The sequence below is a fragment of the Flavobacterium ardleyense genome (genome assembly GCF_042686085.1).
GTDB classification, from domain to species: domain Bacteria; phylum Bacteroidota; class Bacteroidia; order Flavobacteriales; family Flavobacteriaceae; genus Flavobacterium; species Flavobacterium ardleyense.
In genome coordinates this window covers 29,101-47,186 of record NZ_JBHUOL010000006.1, presented here as the reverse complement: position 1 = coordinate 47,186, position 18,086 = coordinate 29,101, and the positions used below count along the sequence as shown (strand labels likewise).

At 33.1% G+C, this 18,086-nt stretch carries 18 protein-coding genes; 15 read left to right on the top strand and 3 right to left on the bottom strand.

Annotation, left to right across the window (positions count from 1 at the left end; genetic code table 11):
• Positions 1-36: 36 nt before the first annotated feature.
• From rsfS to ACFSX9_RS01845, 7 genes are all read left to right on the top strand, one after another.
• Positions 37-408, top strand: coding sequence for a ribosome silencing factor (gene rsfS / locus ACFSX9_RS01875; RefSeq protein ID WP_379803677.1), 372 nt, complete (start codon positions 37-39; stop codon positions 406-408).
• Positions 409-416: 8 nt separating this feature from the next.
• Positions 417-2,345, top strand: coding sequence for an ATP-dependent zinc metalloprotease FtsH (gene ftsH / locus ACFSX9_RS01870; protein WP_379803675.1), 1,929 nt, complete (start codon positions 417-419; stop codon positions 2,343-2,345).
• Positions 2,346-2,451: 106 nt separating this feature from the next.
• Positions 2,452-3,063: a lactate utilization protein B/C gene (locus ACFSX9_RS01865; RefSeq protein WP_379803673.1), complete on the top strand. Its 612-nt coding sequence runs from the start codon at positions 2,452-2,454 to the stop codon at positions 3,061-3,063.
• A gap of 1 nt (position 3,064) precedes the next feature.
• Complete coding sequence (locus ACFSX9_RS01860; RefSeq protein WP_379803670.1) at positions 3,065-3,871, top strand: phosphatidate cytidylyltransferase; 807 nt, start codon at positions 3,065-3,067, stop codon at positions 3,869-3,871.
• Positions 3,861-4,514, top strand: a complete 654-nt coding sequence (locus ACFSX9_RS01855; protein ID WP_379803668.1) for a phosphatidylserine decarboxylase family protein — start codon at positions 3,861-3,863, stop codon at positions 4,512-4,514. Before ACFSX9_RS01860 ends, ACFSX9_RS01855 begins: the two co-directional genes overlap by 11 nt.
• Entirely contained in the window at positions 4,514-4,801 is a 288-nt protein-coding gene (locus tag ACFSX9_RS01850; RefSeq protein ID WP_379803665.1) for an acyl-CoA-binding protein, read from the top strand. Before ACFSX9_RS01855 ends, ACFSX9_RS01850 begins: the two co-directional genes overlap by 1 nt.
• A 6-nt stretch (positions 4,802-4,807) precedes the next feature.
• A complete protein-coding gene (locus ACFSX9_RS01845; protein WP_379803663.1) occupies positions 4,808-5,575 on the top strand; it encodes a superoxide dismutase in 768 nt (255 codons plus the stop codon).
• Between the two features lie 73 nt (positions 5,576-5,648).
• Here ACFSX9_RS01845 and ACFSX9_RS01840 read toward each other — a convergent pair whose 3' ends face one another.
• Positions 5,649-6,581, bottom strand: coding sequence for a peptidylprolyl isomerase (locus ACFSX9_RS01840; protein ID WP_379803661.1), 933 nt, complete (start codon positions 6,579-6,581; stop codon positions 5,649-5,651).
• Between the two features lie 166 nt (positions 6,582-6,747).
• Positions 6,748-7,905, bottom strand: a complete 1,158-nt coding sequence (locus ACFSX9_RS01835) for an MFS transporter (RefSeq protein ID WP_379803658.1) — start codon at positions 7,903-7,905, stop codon at positions 6,748-6,750.
• Between the two features lie 201 nt (positions 7,906-8,106).
• Here ACFSX9_RS01835 and ACFSX9_RS01830 point away from each other — a divergent pair, with 201 nt between their 5' ends.
• From ACFSX9_RS01830 to ACFSX9_RS01810, 5 genes are all read left to right on the top strand, one after another.
• Entirely contained in the window at positions 8,107-8,826 is a 720-nt protein-coding gene (locus ACFSX9_RS01830; protein ID WP_379803656.1) for a 3-ketoacyl-ACP reductase, read from the top strand.
• Positions 8,827-8,899: 73 nt separating this feature from the next.
• Complete coding sequence (locus ACFSX9_RS01825; protein WP_379803654.1) at positions 8,900-9,697, top strand: class I SAM-dependent methyltransferase; 798 nt, start codon at positions 8,900-8,902, stop codon at positions 9,695-9,697.
• A gap of 17 nt (positions 9,698-9,714) precedes the next feature.
• Positions 9,715-10,398: a tRNA (guanosine(37)-N1)-methyltransferase TrmD gene (gene trmD / locus ACFSX9_RS01820; RefSeq protein WP_379803652.1), complete on the top strand. Its 684-nt coding sequence runs from the start codon at positions 9,715-9,717 to the stop codon at positions 10,396-10,398.
• 133 nt (positions 10,399-10,531) lie between these two features.
• Positions 10,532-10,888 carry a 50S ribosomal protein L19 gene (gene rplS / locus ACFSX9_RS01815; RefSeq protein WP_379803649.1) on the top strand — a complete coding sequence of 119 codons (357 nt, stop codon included), beginning with the start codon at positions 10,532-10,534 and terminating at the stop codon, positions 10,886-10,888.
• A 153-nt stretch (positions 10,889-11,041) separates the two neighbouring features.
• Positions 11,042-13,264 (top strand): NADP-dependent isocitrate dehydrogenase, encoded by a 2,223-nt coding sequence (locus ACFSX9_RS01810; RefSeq protein WP_379803646.1) that lies wholly within the window; start codon positions 11,042-11,044, stop codon positions 13,262-13,264.
• 96 nt (positions 13,265-13,360) lie between these two features.
• Here the strand turns inward: ACFSX9_RS01810 and ACFSX9_RS01805 are convergent, their stop codons facing one another.
• The gene (locus ACFSX9_RS01805) at positions 13,361-14,029 is read right to left on the bottom strand and encodes a hypothetical protein (RefSeq protein ID WP_379803643.1); all 669 of its coding nucleotides are present in this window, start codon (positions 14,027-14,029) and stop codon (positions 13,361-13,363) included.
• A 125-nt stretch (positions 14,030-14,154) separates the two neighbouring features.
• On the opposite strand from ACFSX9_RS01805, the gene ACFSX9_RS01800 reads away from it, so the two are divergent.
• The 3 genes from ACFSX9_RS01800 (at position 14,155) to ACFSX9_RS01790 (ending at position 18,085) form a co-directional block, all read left to right on the top strand.
• A complete protein-coding gene (locus ACFSX9_RS01800; protein ID WP_379804649.1) occupies positions 14,155-16,524 on the top strand; it encodes a TonB-dependent receptor in 2,370 nt (789 codons plus the stop codon).
• A 4-nt stretch (positions 16,525-16,528) separates the two neighbouring features.
• Entirely contained in the window at positions 16,529-17,359 is an 831-nt protein-coding gene (locus ACFSX9_RS01795; protein WP_379803640.1) for a DUF4249 domain-containing protein, read from the top strand.
• Positions 17,360-17,422: 63 nt separating this feature from the next.
• Positions 17,423-18,085 (top strand): thiamine diphosphokinase, encoded by a 663-nt coding sequence (locus ACFSX9_RS01790; RefSeq protein ID WP_379803637.1) that lies wholly within the window; start codon positions 17,423-17,425, stop codon positions 18,083-18,085.
• The last annotated feature ends 1 nt before the right edge of the window (position 18,086 follow it).

The following is an 18,086-nucleotide window of genomic DNA, read 5'->3' as shown; positions in this document are numbered from 1 at the left end:
AAAAATGATACCTTTGCATAAATTCATAAATAATAAATGGCTAAGAAAAATATAAACAATGATGATTTATTAGCAAACATCATAAAGGGTATCGAAGAAGTAAAAGGAGATAACATTAAGATACTTGATTTAAGAGAGATAGACAACACCGTTTGTGATTATTTTGTAATCTGCGACGGAAACTCAAACACACAGGTTAATGCTATCGTGGGTTCTATCCAAAAAATTGTTTCAAGAGAATTAAAAGACAAGCCTTGGCATGTTGAAGGTTCTGAAAATGGCGAATGGGTTTTAATGGACTACGTTAATATAGTAGTGCATGTTTTCCAAAAACACATTCGTGAATACTACCGAATAGAGAATTTATGGGGTGATGCAAAAATCACTACTATTGAATCAAAATACTAAAAACTTTTATGGCACCAAATAGCAACAATAAGAATTCGGGCTTTAAGTACAGCCCATGGATGAGTCTTGCTACTGTTATAGTAATTTTTATAACTATCAGCTTTATCTCTAATGGGTTTGACTTAAGTAATCCTGGTAAGACAAGTTTATCAAAATTCAATCAATTTTTACAAGCTGGTCAAGTAGACAAAGTAACTTTTACTAATACTAAAGCTACCGTTTTCCTTAAAAAGGAAGCGCTAGACGATAAAAATCATGAAAAAGTTAAAAATGATTATACCAATAAATTAAATACTAAGGGACCTCACTATTATTTTGAAATTGGTGATTTAAAAACTTTTCAAGAAAATCTTGCTAAAGCAGATGCTGAAAAGAAAATTAACTCGTATGAAAAAGAACCTGAAAGCTTTTTAGGTGACCTAATCGTTGGAATTATTCCTATCTTATTACTTGTTGTTTTATGGATCTTTATGATGCGTAGAATGTCTGGTGGTGCTGGTGGTGGCGGTGGACAAATTTTCAATATAGGAAAGTCTAAAGCCAAACTTTTTGATGAAAAAACTGACACTAGAGTTACTTTTGAAAACGTAGCTGGATTAGAAGGTGCAAAAGAGGAAATCATGGAAATTGTAGAATTTCTTAAAAATCCTGAAAAATATACTTCAATTGGAGGGAAAATTCCAAAAGGAGCTTTATTAGTTGGACCTCCAGGAACAGGAAAAACATTATTAGCTAAAGCCGTTGCTGGTGAAGCTAAAGTGCCTTTCTTCTCATTATCTGGTTCTGACTTTGTTGAAATGTTTGTTGGCGTTGGAGCTTCTCGTGTTAGAGATTTATTCAAGCAAGCAAAAGAGAAGGCGCCCGCAATTATCTTTATTGATGAGATTGATGCTGTCGGAAGAGCTCGTGGAAAAAACAGCATGACAGGTGGAAATGATGAAAGAGAAAACACATTGAACCAACTTCTTACAGAAATGGACGGTTTTGGTACCAATTCAAATGTTATCGTTTTAGCTGCAACTAACCGTGCAGATGTATTAGATAAAGCTTTATTACGCGCTGGTCGTTTTGACCGTCAAATCTATGTTGACTTACCAGACATTAGAGAACGTAAACAGATTTTTGAAGTACATTTAAAGCCTATAAAAAAATCAGAAGAATTAGATACTGAATTTTTAGCAAAACAAACACCAGGATTCTCTGGAGCTGATATTGCTAATGTTTGTAACGAAGCTGCATTAATTGCTGCTAGAAAAGACAAAAAAGCAGTAGACAAACAAGATTTCTTAGATGCTGTTGACAGAATTGTTGGTGGTTTAGAAAAGAAAAATAAGATTGTAACACCAAGCGAAAAGAAAGCAATTGCTTATCACGAAGCTGGTCATGCAACTGTGAGCTGGATGTTAGAACACGCAGCGCCTTTAGTAAAAGTAACAATTGTTCCTCGTGGTCAAAGTTTAGGTGCTGCTTGGTATTTACCAGAAGAGCGTCTGATTGTAAGAACAGACCAGATGTTAGACGAAATGTGTGCTACTATGGGCGGAAGAGCTGCAGAAAAAGTGATTTTTAACGAAATTTCTACAGGAGCTTTAAGTGATTTAGAAAAAGTAACCCGTCAGGCTAGAGCAATGGTTACCATTTACGGTCTAAATGATAAACTTGGAAACATCACATATTATGATTCTTCAGGTCAGTCAGAGTATAATTTCTCAAAACCATATTCTGAAGATACTGCTAGAGTAATTGATTTTGAAGTTTCTAAACTAATTGAAGAACAATATCAAAGAGCTATTCATCTTTTAGAAACTCATAAAGATAAATTGACGCTTTTAGCAAATATTTTAATTGAAAAAGAAGTTATTTTCAAAGACGATTTAGAAGCTATTTTCGGAAAACGTCCTTTCGATAAAGAAGATGAAATTTTTGCCGATAAATAATACTTATCAACAATATAATCTTAATAAAAAACTCGGTTAGTGGCTTATCTAACTGAGTTTTTTATTACCTTTGAATTTTACTATATAATTTACCTGCTAAGAATAAATGAGTAGTCTTTTTAGAAAATTTTTCGGAACTTCTAGTGATGAGGCAAAAGATGACAAACAAGAGGATGTCAAGAGTCCTTATGCACCAGATATCTCAACGCCAGTAGATGAGCAATTTACTATGCAATTCATCAACAATGGTGGCAAGTTTATTTATTGCGAAAATTTAAAGGAAGTTTCAGATAACTTTGAAAATATTTTAGCAGAAAATGATTGGTACGAAAAAGAAGCTTTATGTTTTGATCAAAGGCTTTTCAAATTCTTAGAAGAAAATAAATTATCCCCACACGGAACTATCGATAAAGCTAGTTTCCTTTTAATCGGTTGTGAAAACTTAATTGCTAGTGAAGGCTCAATTCTATTTTCGTCCAACCAGTTGAAACATTACAAACCAGACGAATTACCCACAAATATGATTGTATTTGCAACAACTAGTCAGTTAGTTGCTGAAAAAGGTGATGGAATGACAAGAATTAAAAATGCTCGTCAAGATGGGTATCCTACAAACATTACCACTATAAAATATTTTGAAGAAGTAAAAGAAAAAGATTTCCTGCACTATGGAAGTTGTCACAAAAACCTTTACCTACTTCTTCTAGAGGATTTATAAAATGAGTGAAACGCTTAAAAGAGCACTATCTGGCGCAGTTTACATAATATTATTATTAGGCTGCATCTCTTATTCAAAAGAAAGTTTAGCGCTTCTATTTGGTGTTTTTTTGGTTATTGGAGTTTATGAGTTTTGTAAAATTGTACGAATCAATTTATATTTCAGCTTACTTATAGCAGCTGTGGCTTATTTTTTCTTATGGGATCAGTACAACCACCTAGTTGCTAAAACAATCATCACAAGTATTTCTATTCTAACTTCTATTAAGCTCTTGTTATATCTTTTCAATACGGAGAAAACAGGTTTTAGAATGGCAACTAACTACTTCTTGCTTATTGGATATATTATTATTCCTTTCATCCTTGTTAACTATGTTGCTATTGGAATCAAAGGCTATAATCCTAAAATACTAATTTCAATTTTAGTACTAATATGGACTAATGATACCTTTGCCTACATTGTGGGTAAAAACTTCGGTAAAACGAAACTTTTCCCTAGTGTATCACCTAAAAAGACAATTGAAGGTTTCGTAGGTGGTATTATATTTACCATAATTAGCAGTGTTCTTTTATCTAAATTTTTTATTGAATCGAAGATTTTATACATTTGGATAATAATCGCTGTAATTGTTAGTATATTTAGTACTTTAGGCGACTTAATACAATCCAAATTTAAAAGAGTTGCCGGTATAAAAGACAGTGGAAAAATAATGCCAGGTCATGGTGGTATCTTAGACCGATTAGATAGTATTATCTTTGTAATCCCAATTATTAATTTGTTTTATTTAATTTTATATTATGTTTCATAAAGAAGGTTCAAAAATCATATTCATAACGCTAGTTTTAGTAGTAGCAATTATTTTAGGTGCAGATGAATTCGTTTCTATCGAATGGTTGAAAATATCCCTTATTGTACTTGGATTAGCACTTTTAATTATTGTTTTACAATTCTTTAGAAATCCTACCAGAATTGCAGACAACAGTGACAATCATATTTTAGCACCAGTAGATGGTAAAGTTGTTGTTATTGAAGAAGTTTACGAACCTGAATATTTCCAAGAAAAACGCCTTATGGTTTCAATCTTCATGTCACCAATAAACGTTCACGTTACAAGATATTGCGCTAATGGTCTTGTTAAGTATAGTAAGTACCATCCAGGTAAATACTTGGTAGCTTGGCATCCAAAAGCAAGTGAAGAAAACGAAAGAACAACAGTTGTAATTGAAAATCGTGTCTTTGGAGAAATTCTTTACAGACAAATTGCAGGTGCTTTAGCAAGAAGAATTGTGAACTATGCAAAAGAAGGAATGCGCGTTACGCAAGGAGATGACGCTGGATTTATCAAATTTGGTTCAAGAGTAGATCTTTATTTACCGCTTGGAACAGAAGTAAATGTAAAATTAGGAGATATCGCTACCGGAAATAAAACAGTCATTTGTAAAAAAGCATAATGAACGAAAAAGATTTAAATACCTTATTTGATGAAGCGTTTGCAAATGCGCAATTGATTCCACAAGAATCGGTGCCGCAGGATATGCAATTGGTTTTGTATGGTTTATACAAACAAGCTACTTCAGAAAGTACAAATCAAATATATGTTCAAAATCCGCAAGACTTAAGGAATGCCTTCAAATATAACGCTTGGATGCAACAAAAGCACGTCTTTCCAGATGATGCTAAAAAACAATATATTGAAATCATTAATCAATTAATGAAGGAACGCAATATTAAATTCTAATCAAAAATGAAAAAACACTTAGTCGGAGCATTTTTTCTTTTAGCACTTATTAGCTGTAAAAAAGAAAATGAACTCATTGAAGTTAAAATTCCAGATCCTGAAGTTATAACTGCTCAAACAGCTTATGGAAATCCGGCAGATGTAAAAGTAGACGAAGGTGGCGTTTTTAAAATGAAAGGTTTAAAATATGCTTACGATGATTTAGCACCATTTATTGATGCTAAAACCATGGAAGTTCATTATTCAAAGCATCACTTAGGTTATGCAAATAAATTGAATAAAGCTATTGCTGGAACAGACTTAGAAACTAAATCCATCGAAGAAATTCTTTCAAAATTAGATTTAAAAAATACGGCAGTAAGAAATAATGCTGGTGGCTATTACAATCATAATTTATTTTTCGAAATTTTAAATTCGAAAACAACCGGAGCACCTACAGGAAAATTAGAAGAAGCTATTAACAAGGAATTCGGTTCTTTTGAAGATTTTCAGCAAAAGATAACAGAGGCAGCTTCAAGTCAATTTGGTAGCGGTTGGGCCTGGTTAGTTGTTACTAATGAAGGAAAACTAGCAATAACTAGTACGGCTAATCAAGATAATCCATTAATGCCGAATGCTGAAATTAAAGGAACTCCTATTTTAGCAATTGATGTTTGGGAACATGCCTACTATCTTAATTATCAAAATAAAAGAAACGAATACTTAACTGCTATTTTCAATGTTATTGATTGGGATGTAGTCAACACAAAATACACAACGATTACAAACCGTTAAAACGTAAATAATAAGCATAAAAAAGCAGGATATTCAAATGGAATATCCTGCTTTTTTTTATAGTATTGGAAGACTATTTCACATCCATTAATTCTACATCAAAAACCAATGTAGCGTCTGCAGGAATAACTCCTCCAGCACCTCTTGATCCGTATCCTAAATAAGAAGGAATAACAAAACGAGCTTTATCTCCAACTTTTAATAAAGCAACACCTTCATCCCAACCTTCGATAACTTGTCCAGCTCCTAATTTAAAATCAATAGGTTGTTTTCTTTTGTATGATGAGTCAAAAACTTCTCCATTTTCTAAAGCACCTTGGTAATGCACAGAAACCATTTTACCTTTTTCTGCTTGCTTACCAGTTCCTTTTTGGATAATTTGGTAACGCAGTCCGCTATCTGTTTTTTGAAAACCAGCTGCTAATTTTTCCAAAGCATCCTCTGCCGCTTTTTTTTGTTCTGCTAATCTAGTTTCTCTTGAACCAGTAAATGTTCTGAAAGCTTCAATAGCATTCCAGTTTTTAGCCTCTTCTCCTACTCTAATGATTTCAATAGAATCTAGAGCATCTGAACCTTCAACTGCATCAACAACATCTTGTCCTTCCACTACATGACCAAAAACAGTATGTTTTCCATCTAACCAATTTGTAGGAATATGCGTAATGAAAAACTGAGAACCATTTGTTCCAGGACCAGCATTTGCCATAGATAAAACCCCTGGTTTGTCATGTTTTAAACTTGGATGAAACTCATCGTCAAATTTATAACCAGCATCACCAGTTCCTGTTCCTAATGGACAACCTCCCTGAATCATGAAATCTGGAATTACTCTGTGAAATGTTAATCCATTATAATAAGGCGTTCCCATTGGTTTTACCGAATTTTCTAATTGACCTTCTGCTAATCCAACGAAGTTACCAACTGTTCCTGGCGTTAAATCGTGTGTTAATTTTACTAAAATCTCACCTTTTGCAGTGTTGAATTTAGCGTATATTCCGTTTTCCATTCTTTTGTATTTTTTATTAGTGATGCAAATTTAAATAATAATGTGGATATGACCTAAAGTTTAATTTTTGATGTTCGTATTTAACTCAATTTTAAGCAGTTTAAAGTATAAAAAAAATTAAATCCAATAAAGTTTCGGTTACATTGTAAGTTCTACGCTCTGAAAATTATTTTCTTTTATAAGTAAGCAGATAAATTATGATAGCGGTTATAGATAAAGCAGCTCCTCCAATTGAAAAAGCCTCCCATCTTCCGTAATTCCACAACCAAATTCCAAAAGCCGAACCTAAAGCTGTTCCTAAAAAACTAAACGACATAAAAATGGTGTTCATTCTATTCCGAGCCTCAGGAAGAAAAGCATAGATACGCGTTTGGTTTGATATATGAATTGCTTGCAACCCAACATCTATAAATACAATTCCGATTAAAATCCCGACTAAACTTTCCGCTGAAAAATAAAAAACTATAAAACTCAGTAGTAATAAGACGCATCCATAACCAATTACTTTTCGTGGATTTCCTTTATCACCAAGCTTCCCAACTAATGGTGCTGCTAAAGCTCCGGAAGCACCAACAATTCCAAAAAGCCCGATTGTTGCGCTATTATAGTTGAAAGGAGCTTCGGAAAGTAACAAAACCATCGTTGTCCAAAAAGCACCAAACTGAGCAAAACTTACCGCATTGATCAGCGTTGCTTCCCTAAGCATTTTTTGTTCTTTTATCAATGTAAACATAGAGTTGAATAATTGAATATAAGATCCCTTGAAATTTGGACGATTCACCGGGAATTTCTTTTGAATCACAAGCATAATTAACAAACATAAGAACGCTGCAATCCAAAACATACCGCGCCAGCCGATCCAAAGACCAACAAAGCCACTTACAGTTCTAGAAATTAAAATTCCTACTAGCAAACCACTCATTATCGTTCCAATTACTTTTCCTCGTTGTTCTGGAGAAGCTAAACTCGCCGCTAAAGGCAAAATTAATTGCGGCACAATTGAGAAAGCACCAATTAGAAAACTGGCAACTTGCAACATCAAGAAACTCTTAGAAGTTGCAGCAAAAACAAGTGCAATAATAGCTGCAAAAGTGGTGTATTGAATTTGTTTTTTACGTTCGAGCTTATCACCTAATGGAACCATAATAAACATTCCAATCGCATAGCCTGCTTGAGTCAAATACGTAATTGTTGCTGCTTGCTCTTCGGGAATAAAAAATTCCTTAGCAATTAATATTACTAAAGGTTGACAATAATATAAATTAGCAACAATTAATCCTGTTGCAATCGCCATAAAACCTACGTCTGTTCTTGATAAATTCATGGGTGCAAAAGTAGTTTTATATGGCTGAAGTAAATCACAAATTAAACTTAAAAATAAAAGCTATTTTCTATTCAATTGAATAATTTAAAAAGGAAACGAAAATCAAAAAACAATCCTAACTTTATCATTAATTTAAGGTTTGAATCATATCAAAGCGATATTTTATAATTAATTTTACTACAAATAAAAAAATACATTAAAATGGAACATTTAAAAGGTAAAAAAGCAATTATAACTGGAGGAAGTAGAGGTTTAGGAAAAGCAACTGCAATCGCTTTCGCGAAGGAAGGAATTAATGTAGCTGTTACTGGAAGAAACGAAAAAAACTTACAAGAAACAGTATCCGAACTAAAAGCTTTAGGTGTAAATGCGACCTATGCCCTATTTAATGTAGGAAATTTTGAAGAAGTTCAGAAAGGAATAAAATCAATTATTGATGATTTCGGAAGTGTAGATATTTTGGTAAATAATGCCGGAATTGCTGCCTTTGGATCGTTAAATGATATGAAAGTGGAACAATGGTCTGAAATTATTCAAACCAATGTAATGGGAATGTATTTTGTGACGAAAGAAGTGCTTCCTTATTTAATAGAGAAAAATGAAGGTGATATATTTAACGTAGCTTCAACAGCTGGCTTGACTGGAAATGCAAATACTTCGGCTTACTCGGCTTCTAAATTTGCAGTTATTGGAATGTCAGAATCCTTAATGAAAGAAGTTCGAAAAAACAATATCCGTGTTTGTACTTTAACACCAAGTACAATTGCTTCAGATATGTCAATTGAATTGGGAATCGCAAACAAAGATTCAGAAGATTCTGTTTTACAACCGGAAGATTTTGCGGAATTAATCGTTGCTGGATTAAAATTACCAAGAAGAGCGATGTTGAAAGGAGCGTCACTTTGGTCTACAAATCCTTAATTTAGGGACAAAAAAATATTTGAACATTTTAATTATATGAAGTAATTTGTTAAAAAATCAAATCACAAGCTATATGAATACTGACGATTATAAAGATGTAAATAAAAAAACATGGAATAATAAAGTCGCTATTCATGTAGCTTCTGATTTTTATAATGTTTCTGATTTTTTAAAAGGTAAAAATTCGATACCTGAAATCGATTTAGCGCTTTTAGGAGATATTAAAGGCAAAACTATTTTACATTTGCAATGTCATTTTGGTCAAGATACACTTTCTTTAGCCCGACTTGGCGCCAAATGTACTGGAATTGATTTATCCGATAAAGCGATTGAAAAAGCACAAGAATTCAATGAGAAACTAGGTTTAGATTGCAAATTCATTTGTTGTGATATTTACGATACTCCAAAATACATCGATGAAAAATTCGATATTGTTTACACGAGTTACGGAACTATTGGTTGGTTTCCAGATTTAGATAAATGGGCAAAAGTAATTACTCATTTTTTAAAACCTGGTGGTAAATTTATCATGGCAGATTTCCATCCTGTTCTTTGGATGTTTGATGATGATTTTAAAGAAATTTTTTATAATTACTTTAATGTCGAACAAATCACAGAAGAGGAATCGGGTACTTATGCAGAAAAAGGGGCAGCAATTTCTAACCACACAATTACTTGGAATCATCCTACTTCCGAACTCTTGAATGCACTATTAAATAATGGATTAGTGCTAAATTGTTTTAATGAATTTGATTATTCACCCTATAATTGTTTTAATCAAACAGAAGAATTTGAACTAAACAAATTCCGAATAAAACATTTAAAAAATAAAATTCCGATGGTCTATTCTTTGTCTGCAACTAAAAAATAATCTACTATCTTTGCACCATGCGAATAGATATTATTACAATTTTACCCGAATTATTGAGAAGTCCTTTTGAGGCTTCCATTATGAAACGTGCCATTGAAAAAGGATTGGTGGAAGTTCATTTTCACAATTTAAGAGATTATACGGCTAATAAACAAAGAAGTGTTGACGACTATCAATTTGGTGGTGGTGCCGGAATGGTGATGAGTATTCAACCTATTGACGATTGCATTTCTAAGTTGAAAGCCGAAAGAACCTATGACGAAATCATTTACATGACGCCTGATGGGGAAACTTTGAACCAAAAAATGGCAAATTCCGTTTCGATGTATGAAAATATCTTGATTCTTTGCGGACATTATAAAGGTGTTGATCAACGCGTGCGTGATTTACATATTACGCGAGAAATTTCGATTGGTGATTACGTTTTGAGTGGTGGTGAAATTGGTGCTATCGTATTTTGTGATGCTATAATTCGATTAATTCCTGGAGTTTTGAGCGACGAAACTTCGGCCTTGACCGATAGTTTTCAAGACAATCTACTATCGCATCCTATATATACAAGACCATCTGACTACAAAGGAATGAAAGTTCCGGAAATATTATTGAGCGGTAATTTTGCAAAAATTGAAGAATGGCGTGATGATATGGCCTACGAACATACGAAAAACAGAAGACCAGATTTACTCGAAGATTCAGAGTAATTTGAGTCATTAAAAATTACTAACAAAAATTGTTAATTATAATTTTATTTTCTTACTTTTGCACCCACTTTGAACCAACCTCTGGCGATACCCGTGCATGTTGCTTTGAATTAAACCTTTATTATTAAAGACTATGTCAAATTTAGTTGATTTCGTTAATAGCGAATTTGTAACAAAAAAAGATTTCCCTACATTCGGAGCTGGTGATACTATCACTGTTTACTACGAAATTAGAGAGGGTGAAAAAACAAGAACTCAGTTCTTCAAAGGAGTTGTAATCCAAAGAAGAGGAATCGGAGCTACTGAAACTTTTACAATCCGTAAAATGTCTGGTGCTATCGGTGTTGAGCGTATTTTCCCTGTAAACTTACCTGCTCTTCAAAAAGTTGAAGTGAATCAAAGAGGTAAAGTTCGTAGAGCTCGTATCTACTACTTCAGAGAACTTACTGGTAAAAAAGCAAGAATTCAAGAAAGAAGATACAAAAAATAATCTTCCTTTCTCAAGTATAAAAAGCCACAACATTGTTGTGGCTTTTTTATTGAATAATATGCAAGATTTAACTCATTTTAACTAATTATCTCTTTCAAAATTCTTATATTTGGACGATTTAACAAACTATATTCAAACATAATACATACTTCTATGTCTAAGCAGTCAAAAATAATGTATACCATTACGGATGAAGCGCCAATGTTGGCTACACATTCGTTTTTACCTATTGTAAAAGCCTTTACAAAACCAGCTAATATCACTATTGAAACGAGAAATATCTCTTTAGCAGGAAGAATATTATCTAACTTTCCAGAATTCTTAAAAGACGACCAAAAAATGGGCGATGCTTTAGGGGAATTAGGTCAATTAGCTACAACTCCTGAGGCGAACATCATTAAATTGCCAAACATTTCAGCTTCGGTTCCACAATTGAAACAAGCTATCACTGAATTGCAATCTCAAGGATACAACATTCCAAATTATCCGGACGAAGCAACTACAGAAGAAGAAAAATCAATCAAAACAAAATACGCGAAAGTTTTAGGTTCGGCTGTAAACCCTGTATTACGCGAAGGGAATTCCGACAGAAGAGCTCCTAAAGCAGTTAAGAATTATGCCAAATCAAATCCACATTCAATGGGAGCTTGGTCGGCAGATTCAAAAACAGAAGTAGCTCATATGAATCATGGTGATTTCTACGGAAGTGAAAAATCAGTTACCTTGACAGAAGCATCTCAATTTGTAATTGAATTCACAGCTGAAAACGGAACAACAACTGTTTTAAAAGCTGCTTCTCCTTTATTAGCTGGAGAAATTATCGATTCATCGGTAATGAGTTTAAAAGCTTTGAAAGAATTTGCTGTAAAAGAAATTGCTGATGCAAAAGCAAAAGGATTATTACTTTCAGTACACTTAAAAGCTACAATGATGAAGGTTTCAGACCCTATCATTTTCAGCGCTATTGTTGAAGTTTTCTTTGCAGATGTTTTTGCTATGTATGCATCTTTATTCGATGAATTAAACGTTGATACTAAAAACGGTTTAGGAGATGTTTATGCTAAAATTGCTGGACATCCAAAACAAGCAGAAGTTGAAGTAGCTTTATACGAAGCTTTCGCGAAAGGCCCTGCTGTGGCAATGGTAAATTCTGAAAAAGGAATTACGAACTTCCAAGTTCCATCTGATGTTATTGTTGATGCTTCTATGCCTGCAATGATCCGAACTTCTGGTCAAATGTGGAATGCAGCAGGAAAACAACAAGATACTAAAGCTTTAATTCCAGACAGATGTTACGCTGGTTTATATACTGCAACTATCGATTTCTGTAAGAAAAACGGTGCTTTTGACCCAACAACAATGGGAAGTGTTCCAAACGTAGGTTTGATGGCACAAAAAGCAGAAGAATACGGTTCGCATGATAAAACTTTTCAAATGACTTCAAATGGAACAGTGAAAGTTACTGATGGTAACGGACACGTTTATATGGAGCAAAAAGTGGAAACAGGTGATATTTTTAGAATGTGCCAAGTTAAAGATGCACCAATTCAAGATTGGGTAAAATTAGCAGTAAACAGAGCAAGATTATCAAACACACCAGCTATATTTTGGTTAGATGAAAATCGCGCACACGATAGAGAAATTACTAAAAAAGTAACTACTTATTTAAAAAATTACGACACTACAGGTTTAGATATTCAAATCTTAAATCCAGTAGCTGCTACTTCATACACTTTAGAGCGTTTAAAAGCAGGTTTAGATACAATTTCAGTTACAGGAAACGTTTTACGTGACTATTTAACAGATTTATTTCCTATTTTAGAATTAGGAACTTCTGCAAAAATGTTATCAATCGTTCCCTTAATGAATGGTGGTGGATTGTTCGAAACTGGTGCAGGTGGATCAGCTCCAAAACATATTGAACAATTTGTTGAAGAAGGTTACTTACGTTGGGATTCGTTAGGTGAAATCTTAGCTTTAGGTGTTTCTTTAGAACATTTAGGTCAATCGTTAAACAACGAGAAAGCAATGATTTTATCAGAAACTTTAGATGAAGCTACTGAAAAATTCTTAGCAAATGATAAATCACCAGCTCGTAAAATTGGACAATTAGACAATAGAGGTTCACATTTTTATATCGCTCTATATTGGTCTCAAGCTTTAGCTAATCAAGATAAAGATGCAGAATTGAAAGCTATCTTCGCTCCTATCGCTTCAGAATTAACGGCTAACGAAGCAAAAATTAATGAAGAATTAATCGCTGCTCAAGGAAAACCTCAAAACATTGGTGGTTATTATCATCCAAATTTTGAATTGACTGACAAAGCAATGCGTCCAAGTACTACATTGAATACTATTTTAGCAAAACTAAATTAGTAGTAGTTAAAATTATACTGCCCAAAAAAGAGCTATTTCTCTGTCTAAATAAATTACAGATTTTATAAATAGAACTCTTTTTTGGGCAGTTTTTTTTTATTTTCTTTGTAATGGTTTACGATAGACTAAGAAAAACTTAGCGGCCAAACCTGTATTCAAGTTCCAATCGTTTGTAGTAATTAGATTGTCGTTATCATCATATATAGCAAAAGTTGCGGTATTAGGTCCAGACAAACCTTGATTAAGTGCCAAAATATCTAATAAATTATCACCTTCTTTTAAATCAATATAATGTGTTTGAAAAGCACCTTCTAAAGTAATATTCATAATCACTATCACATCATCTAAAATTACACGAACTCTATCACCATCAGGGTCTGCGAAATCTCGCGTCATCAATTTAATTCTAGGTGTTTCAACAATGAATTTTCCGAAGAAAACATCTACTTTACTGCCTTCATTAATTTCTTTATTTAATTTAGCTTTATAAGCATCACCTGGATTTTTATATTCTGATTTTTTCTCTAAAATACTGGTAGTTTCATTCTTCTTTTCGAAAAGGGAATATTTCTTTAAATACGAATCATCCTTGTCTAAAATGCTTTTATACGGAATACCAGGAGTATTCGCTCCAGCTTCTGTTGCGATAGCAGGCGGTTGATCCCAATTCAATTTCAACTTTTTGGATTTAAAAGGCGAGTCATCCTGAGCCCAACTAAATTGAGAGAAACATAAAATCACCAATAAAATAATCTTGAAATTCATTTGCTTTATTATCTTAAAAAGTAAAAATATAATTTTAAATAGCATTTTCTCACAAATTAACATTTGTTTTAAAAATTAACTAATTATTATACTGAAATTTGTAAATCAAAAACCGTGCAACAATGATGCTAAAACATAAGTTTTTTACTTTTTTATCACTTTTTACCCTTTTTGGCTTTTCCCAAGAAAAGATTACCATTAGCGGTGTAATTTCGGATGCTAAAAACAACGAAACATTAATAGGTGTTTCTGTATATATTCCAGAGTTAAAAGCAGGAACTTACACCAACGAATATGGTTTTTACTCTTTAACAATTCCCAAAGGAAGTTACGAAATAAAAACAGATTATTTAGGCTACGGAAATACATCTGAAAAGATAGATTTTTATCAAAATATAAAGAAAAACTTCAGTCTAACAGAAAGCAGTACGGAACTTGCCGAAGTTGTTGTTTTTGAAAACGCTTATAAAACCAAGATTAAAAAACCTGAGATGAGTGTGACTAAGTTGTCCATAAATACCATCAAACAAATGCCAGTTTTATTGGGCGAAGTTGATGTTATAAAATCACTTTTATTTATTCCCGGTGTAACGAATGCTGGTGAAGGGCAATCGGGATTTAATGTTCGTGGTGGCGGTGCCGATCAAAATTTAGTACTTTTAGATGAAGCCACTTTATACAGCACTTCGCATTTATTTGGATTATTCTCAGTTTTTAATCCTGATGCGATCAAAGATTTGTCCTTATACAAAGGTGGGATCCCAGCTCGATTTGGCGGTAGAGCGTCTTCTGTATTAGATATCTATCAGAAAGATGGAAATAGTAAGAAATTCAGCATGAACGGCGGAATCGGACTTATTTCGAGTCGTTTATTAGCCGAAGGTCCAATTGTAAAAGACAAAAGCTCCTTCATTATTGCTGGAAGAGGTTCTTATGCCCATTTATTCTTAAAATTATCAGACAATAAAAACATAGCTTATTTCTACGATTTGAATACAAAAATCAATTACAAAGTAAACGAAAACAACAATTTATATGTTTCGGGCTATTTTGGAAGAGATATATTTTCATTAAGTGATGCTTTATCCAATACGTACGGAAATTCGACCTTAAATTTGAGATGGAATCATTTATTTACAGATAAACTATTCTCAAATCTTTCCTTGATTTATAGTGATTATTACTACGGATTAGATTTGAATTTCATTGGATTTAATTGGGAATCAGGCATAAAAAACTACAACATTAAATACGATTTCAAATATTATATTTCGGATAAAATGAAGATGAATTTTGGTACCAACCTGACTTATTTCGATTTGAATCCGGGAACTATAAATCCATTGGACGAAAATTCTGCAATCAACTTCAAACAATTGGAAAAAAAATATGCTCTAGAAACCGGATGGTTTGCGGAAATGGAACAAACATTATCAGAAAAATTAAACTTTTCTTACGGAATTCGATTAAGCACTTTCAACCGATTGGGAAATTCGACTGTAAATTATTATGCAAATGATCAAGCTGTAGTTTATAATGAAGATTTAAAAATTTATGAAAAAGGAACACCGACATCGACAAAATACTTCGGTAAAAATAAGTCAATTGCCGATTATGTAAATTTCGAACCTAGAGCAACTATCGCTTATGAAATTGACGAAAATACATCGGTAAAAGCGAGTTATAATCGAATGACACAATATATGCAATTGGTTTCAAACACGGCTTCTCCTACTCCATTAGACGTTTGGACGCCGAGTGATAATTACATAAAACCTCAACTGGCCGACCAAATTGCAATTGGTTATTTTAAAAATTTCAGCAAAGGCGATTATTCGTTGGAAGTAGAAAGTTACTATAAAAAAATCAAAAACAGAATTGATTATATCGATGGTGCCGATTTAATTGCCAATGAAGCGATTGAACAAATCATTTTAAACGGAAGAATGCGTTCGTACGGATTAGAAGTATTAGTACGAAAAAACTCAGGAAATTTCAACGGTTGGGTTGCTTACACTTTATCGCGTTCGGAACAACAAACTCCTGGAAGAACACCCACAGAAATAGGAATTAACAATGGCGATTGGTATCGTTCGGCTTACGATAAAACACATAATTTAGCAGTAACCGGAAGCTATAAATTAGATACGAAATGGACTTTTGGAGCGAATTTCACCTTACAATCGGGTCAACCTGTAACTTTTCCTTCGGGTAAATATATTTTTCAAGGTGTAACTGTTCCTAGTTATAATTCAAGAAATGAAGACCGATTACCCGCTTATCATCGTTTAGATATTTCGGCAACTTTAACGCCAAAACGCAAAGAAAAACACAAATACGAACGCGAATGGGTATTTGGAATTTACAATGTTTATAGCCGATACAACGCGGCATCAATAAGTTTTAGACAAAACGATGAAACTGGAAGAAATGAAGCAGTTCGCCTTTCAATTTTTGGAATTGTTCCATCAGTTTCTTATAATTTTAAATTTTAATCGGATGAAAAAGATCATATTTTATATAACGCTATTTTTCAGTGCTACACTATTTACCAATTGTGAAAAAGTAGTCGATATTGATTTGAATAATGATAGTCCAAAATTAGTAATTGATGCGATTATTAAATGGGAGAAAGGAACAACAGGCGAAAATCAAACGATTAAATTAAGTTTGACGAATGATTTTTATACGAATACTATTCTTCCGGCAAGCGGTGCGGTAGTTAAAGTTTTTAATAGCACCGGAACCGAATTTGATTTTACAGAAGTAGTTCCGAATTCAGGCGATTATGTATGTTCGAATTTTTTACCTGTTATTAACGAAACTTATGATTTAACGATTCAATATTCTGGTGAAATTTACACTTCGTCAAGTAAATTATTTGCAACGCCCGAAATAGCTAATGTTACTCAAGAAACTGTTCCTGGTTTTTCTGGTGAGGATCAGATCCAAATAAAATATTTTTTCCAAGATAATGGTGCTGAAGACAACTACTATTTACTAAGAATTAAAAACCCAAATAAAGCGATTCCTGAATTTGGAGCGGTTAGTGATGAGTTTTTTCAAGGAAATCTAATGTTTGGATTCTATGCTAGTAGTAAAACGGAACCTGGAATTACTTTAAATTTAAGCGTTCAAGGAATTTCGGTTGGTTATTATAATTACATGTCCAAAATTTTATCAATCGCGGGAAGTGGCGGTGGAAATCCATTTGCAACAACGCCAGCAACAGTTCGAGGAAATATTGTGAATGAAAGTAATATTGCTAATTATGCTTTAGGTTATTTTTCCTTAAGTGAAATTGATACGGTCGACTATTTAGTACAATAATTTGAAGTAGTTCGAAATTGGTCCAAAACTTTAAAACCTTATCTTTGATTTTTAAATATAAATATGTCATCACACCACATTGTTAGAGACGATCAAGAACCTGCTTTAATTATTGCAAACGGTGCTTCTTGCAGTGAAGAATTAATCGGGCAACTGTTAGAATGGTCGCCACTAGTGATTGTTTTGGATTCGGCAATTGATCGTGTTATTAAATTAGGCATCAAAATAGATGTTTTACTAGGAGATTTTGACCGAGATTTCGATGCTTCGTATTATTTAGAAAAACAATATCCGTTAAAAATTGTGCACACGCCAGATCAAGACAAAACAGATTTGGATAAAGCATTTGATTACCTTATTGCAAAAGGTCATAAAGCAGTTAATGTAATTTGGGCAACCGGAAAACGTGCCGATCATACGATTACGAACATCACCAACATTGTCGCATATCGCAATGAATTGAAAATTGTAGTTTTAGATGATCACTCAAAAGTGTTTTTATTGCAAAAGAAATATGAGAAATGGTATCCAAAAAACACTACTATTTCGTTAATTCCAATTGGAAAAGTCACTGGAATTACCACAAAAAATCTATTTTATCCTTTAAACAACGAGGAATTAATTATCGGATATCGCACTGGAAGTAGTAATCACGTTGTCGAAGATGGAATCGTAACGATTGAACATCAGGAAGGCGATTTACTTTTAATGGAGTGTTGGGATTAAA

Bases quoted from the DNA above. Each gene is read 5' to 3' on its own strand.
- trmD (WP_379803652.1), top strand. From the start codon at position 9,715: ATGCGAATAGATATTATTACAATTTTACCCGAATTATTGAGAAGTCCT.
- ACFSX9_RS01790 (WP_379803637.1), top strand. From the start codon at position 17,423: ATGTCATCACACCACATTGTTAGAGACGATCAAGAACCTGCTTTAATT.
- ACFSX9_RS01795 (WP_379803640.1), top strand. From the start codon at position 16,529: ATGAAAAAGATCATATTTTATATAACGCTATTTTTCAGTGCTACACTA.
- ACFSX9_RS01825 (WP_379803654.1), top strand. From the start codon at position 8,900: ATGAATACTGACGATTATAAAGATGTAAATAAAAAAACATGGAATAAT.
- ACFSX9_RS01855 (WP_379803668.1), top strand. From the start codon at position 3,861: ATGTTTCATAAAGAAGGTTCAAAAATCATATTCATAACGCTAGTTTTA.
- ftsH (WP_379803675.1), top strand. From the start codon at position 417: ATGGCACCAAATAGCAACAATAAGAATTCGGGCTTTAAGTACAGCCCA.
- ACFSX9_RS01860 (WP_379803670.1), top strand. From the start codon at position 3,065: ATGAGTGAAACGCTTAAAAGAGCACTATCTGGCGCAGTTTACATAATA.
- ACFSX9_RS01835 (WP_379803658.1), bottom strand. From the start codon at position 7,905: ATGAATTTATCAAGAACAGACGTAGGTTTTATGGCGATTGCAACAGGA.
- ACFSX9_RS01865 (WP_379803673.1), top strand. From the start codon at position 2,452: ATGAGTAGTCTTTTTAGAAAATTTTTCGGAACTTCTAGTGATGAGGCA.
- rplS (WP_379803649.1), top strand. From the start codon at position 10,532: ATGTCAAATTTAGTTGATTTCGTTAATAGCGAATTTGTAACAAAAAAA.
- ACFSX9_RS01850 (WP_379803665.1), top strand. From the start codon at position 4,514: ATGAACGAAAAAGATTTAAATACCTTATTTGATGAAGCGTTTGCAAAT.
- ACFSX9_RS01830 (WP_379803656.1), top strand. From the start codon at position 8,107: ATGGAACATTTAAAAGGTAAAAAAGCAATTATAACTGGAGGAAGTAGA.
- ACFSX9_RS01840 (WP_379803661.1), bottom strand. From the start codon at position 6,581: ATGGAAAACGGAATATACGCTAAATTCAACACTGCAAAAGGTGAGATT.
- ACFSX9_RS01845 (WP_379803663.1), top strand. From the start codon at position 4,808: ATGAAAAAACACTTAGTCGGAGCATTTTTTCTTTTAGCACTTATTAGC.
- ACFSX9_RS01805 (WP_379803643.1), bottom strand. From the start codon at position 14,029: ATGAATTTCAAGATTATTTTATTGGTGATTTTATGTTTCTCTCAATTT.
- ACFSX9_RS01810 (WP_379803646.1), top strand. From the start codon at position 11,042: ATGTCTAAGCAGTCAAAAATAATGTATACCATTACGGATGAAGCGCCA.
- ACFSX9_RS01800 (WP_379804649.1), top strand. From the start codon at position 14,155: ATGCTAAAACATAAGTTTTTTACTTTTTTATCACTTTTTACCCTTTTT.
- rsfS (WP_379803677.1), top strand. From the start codon at position 37: ATGGCTAAGAAAAATATAAACAATGATGATTTATTAGCAAACATCATA.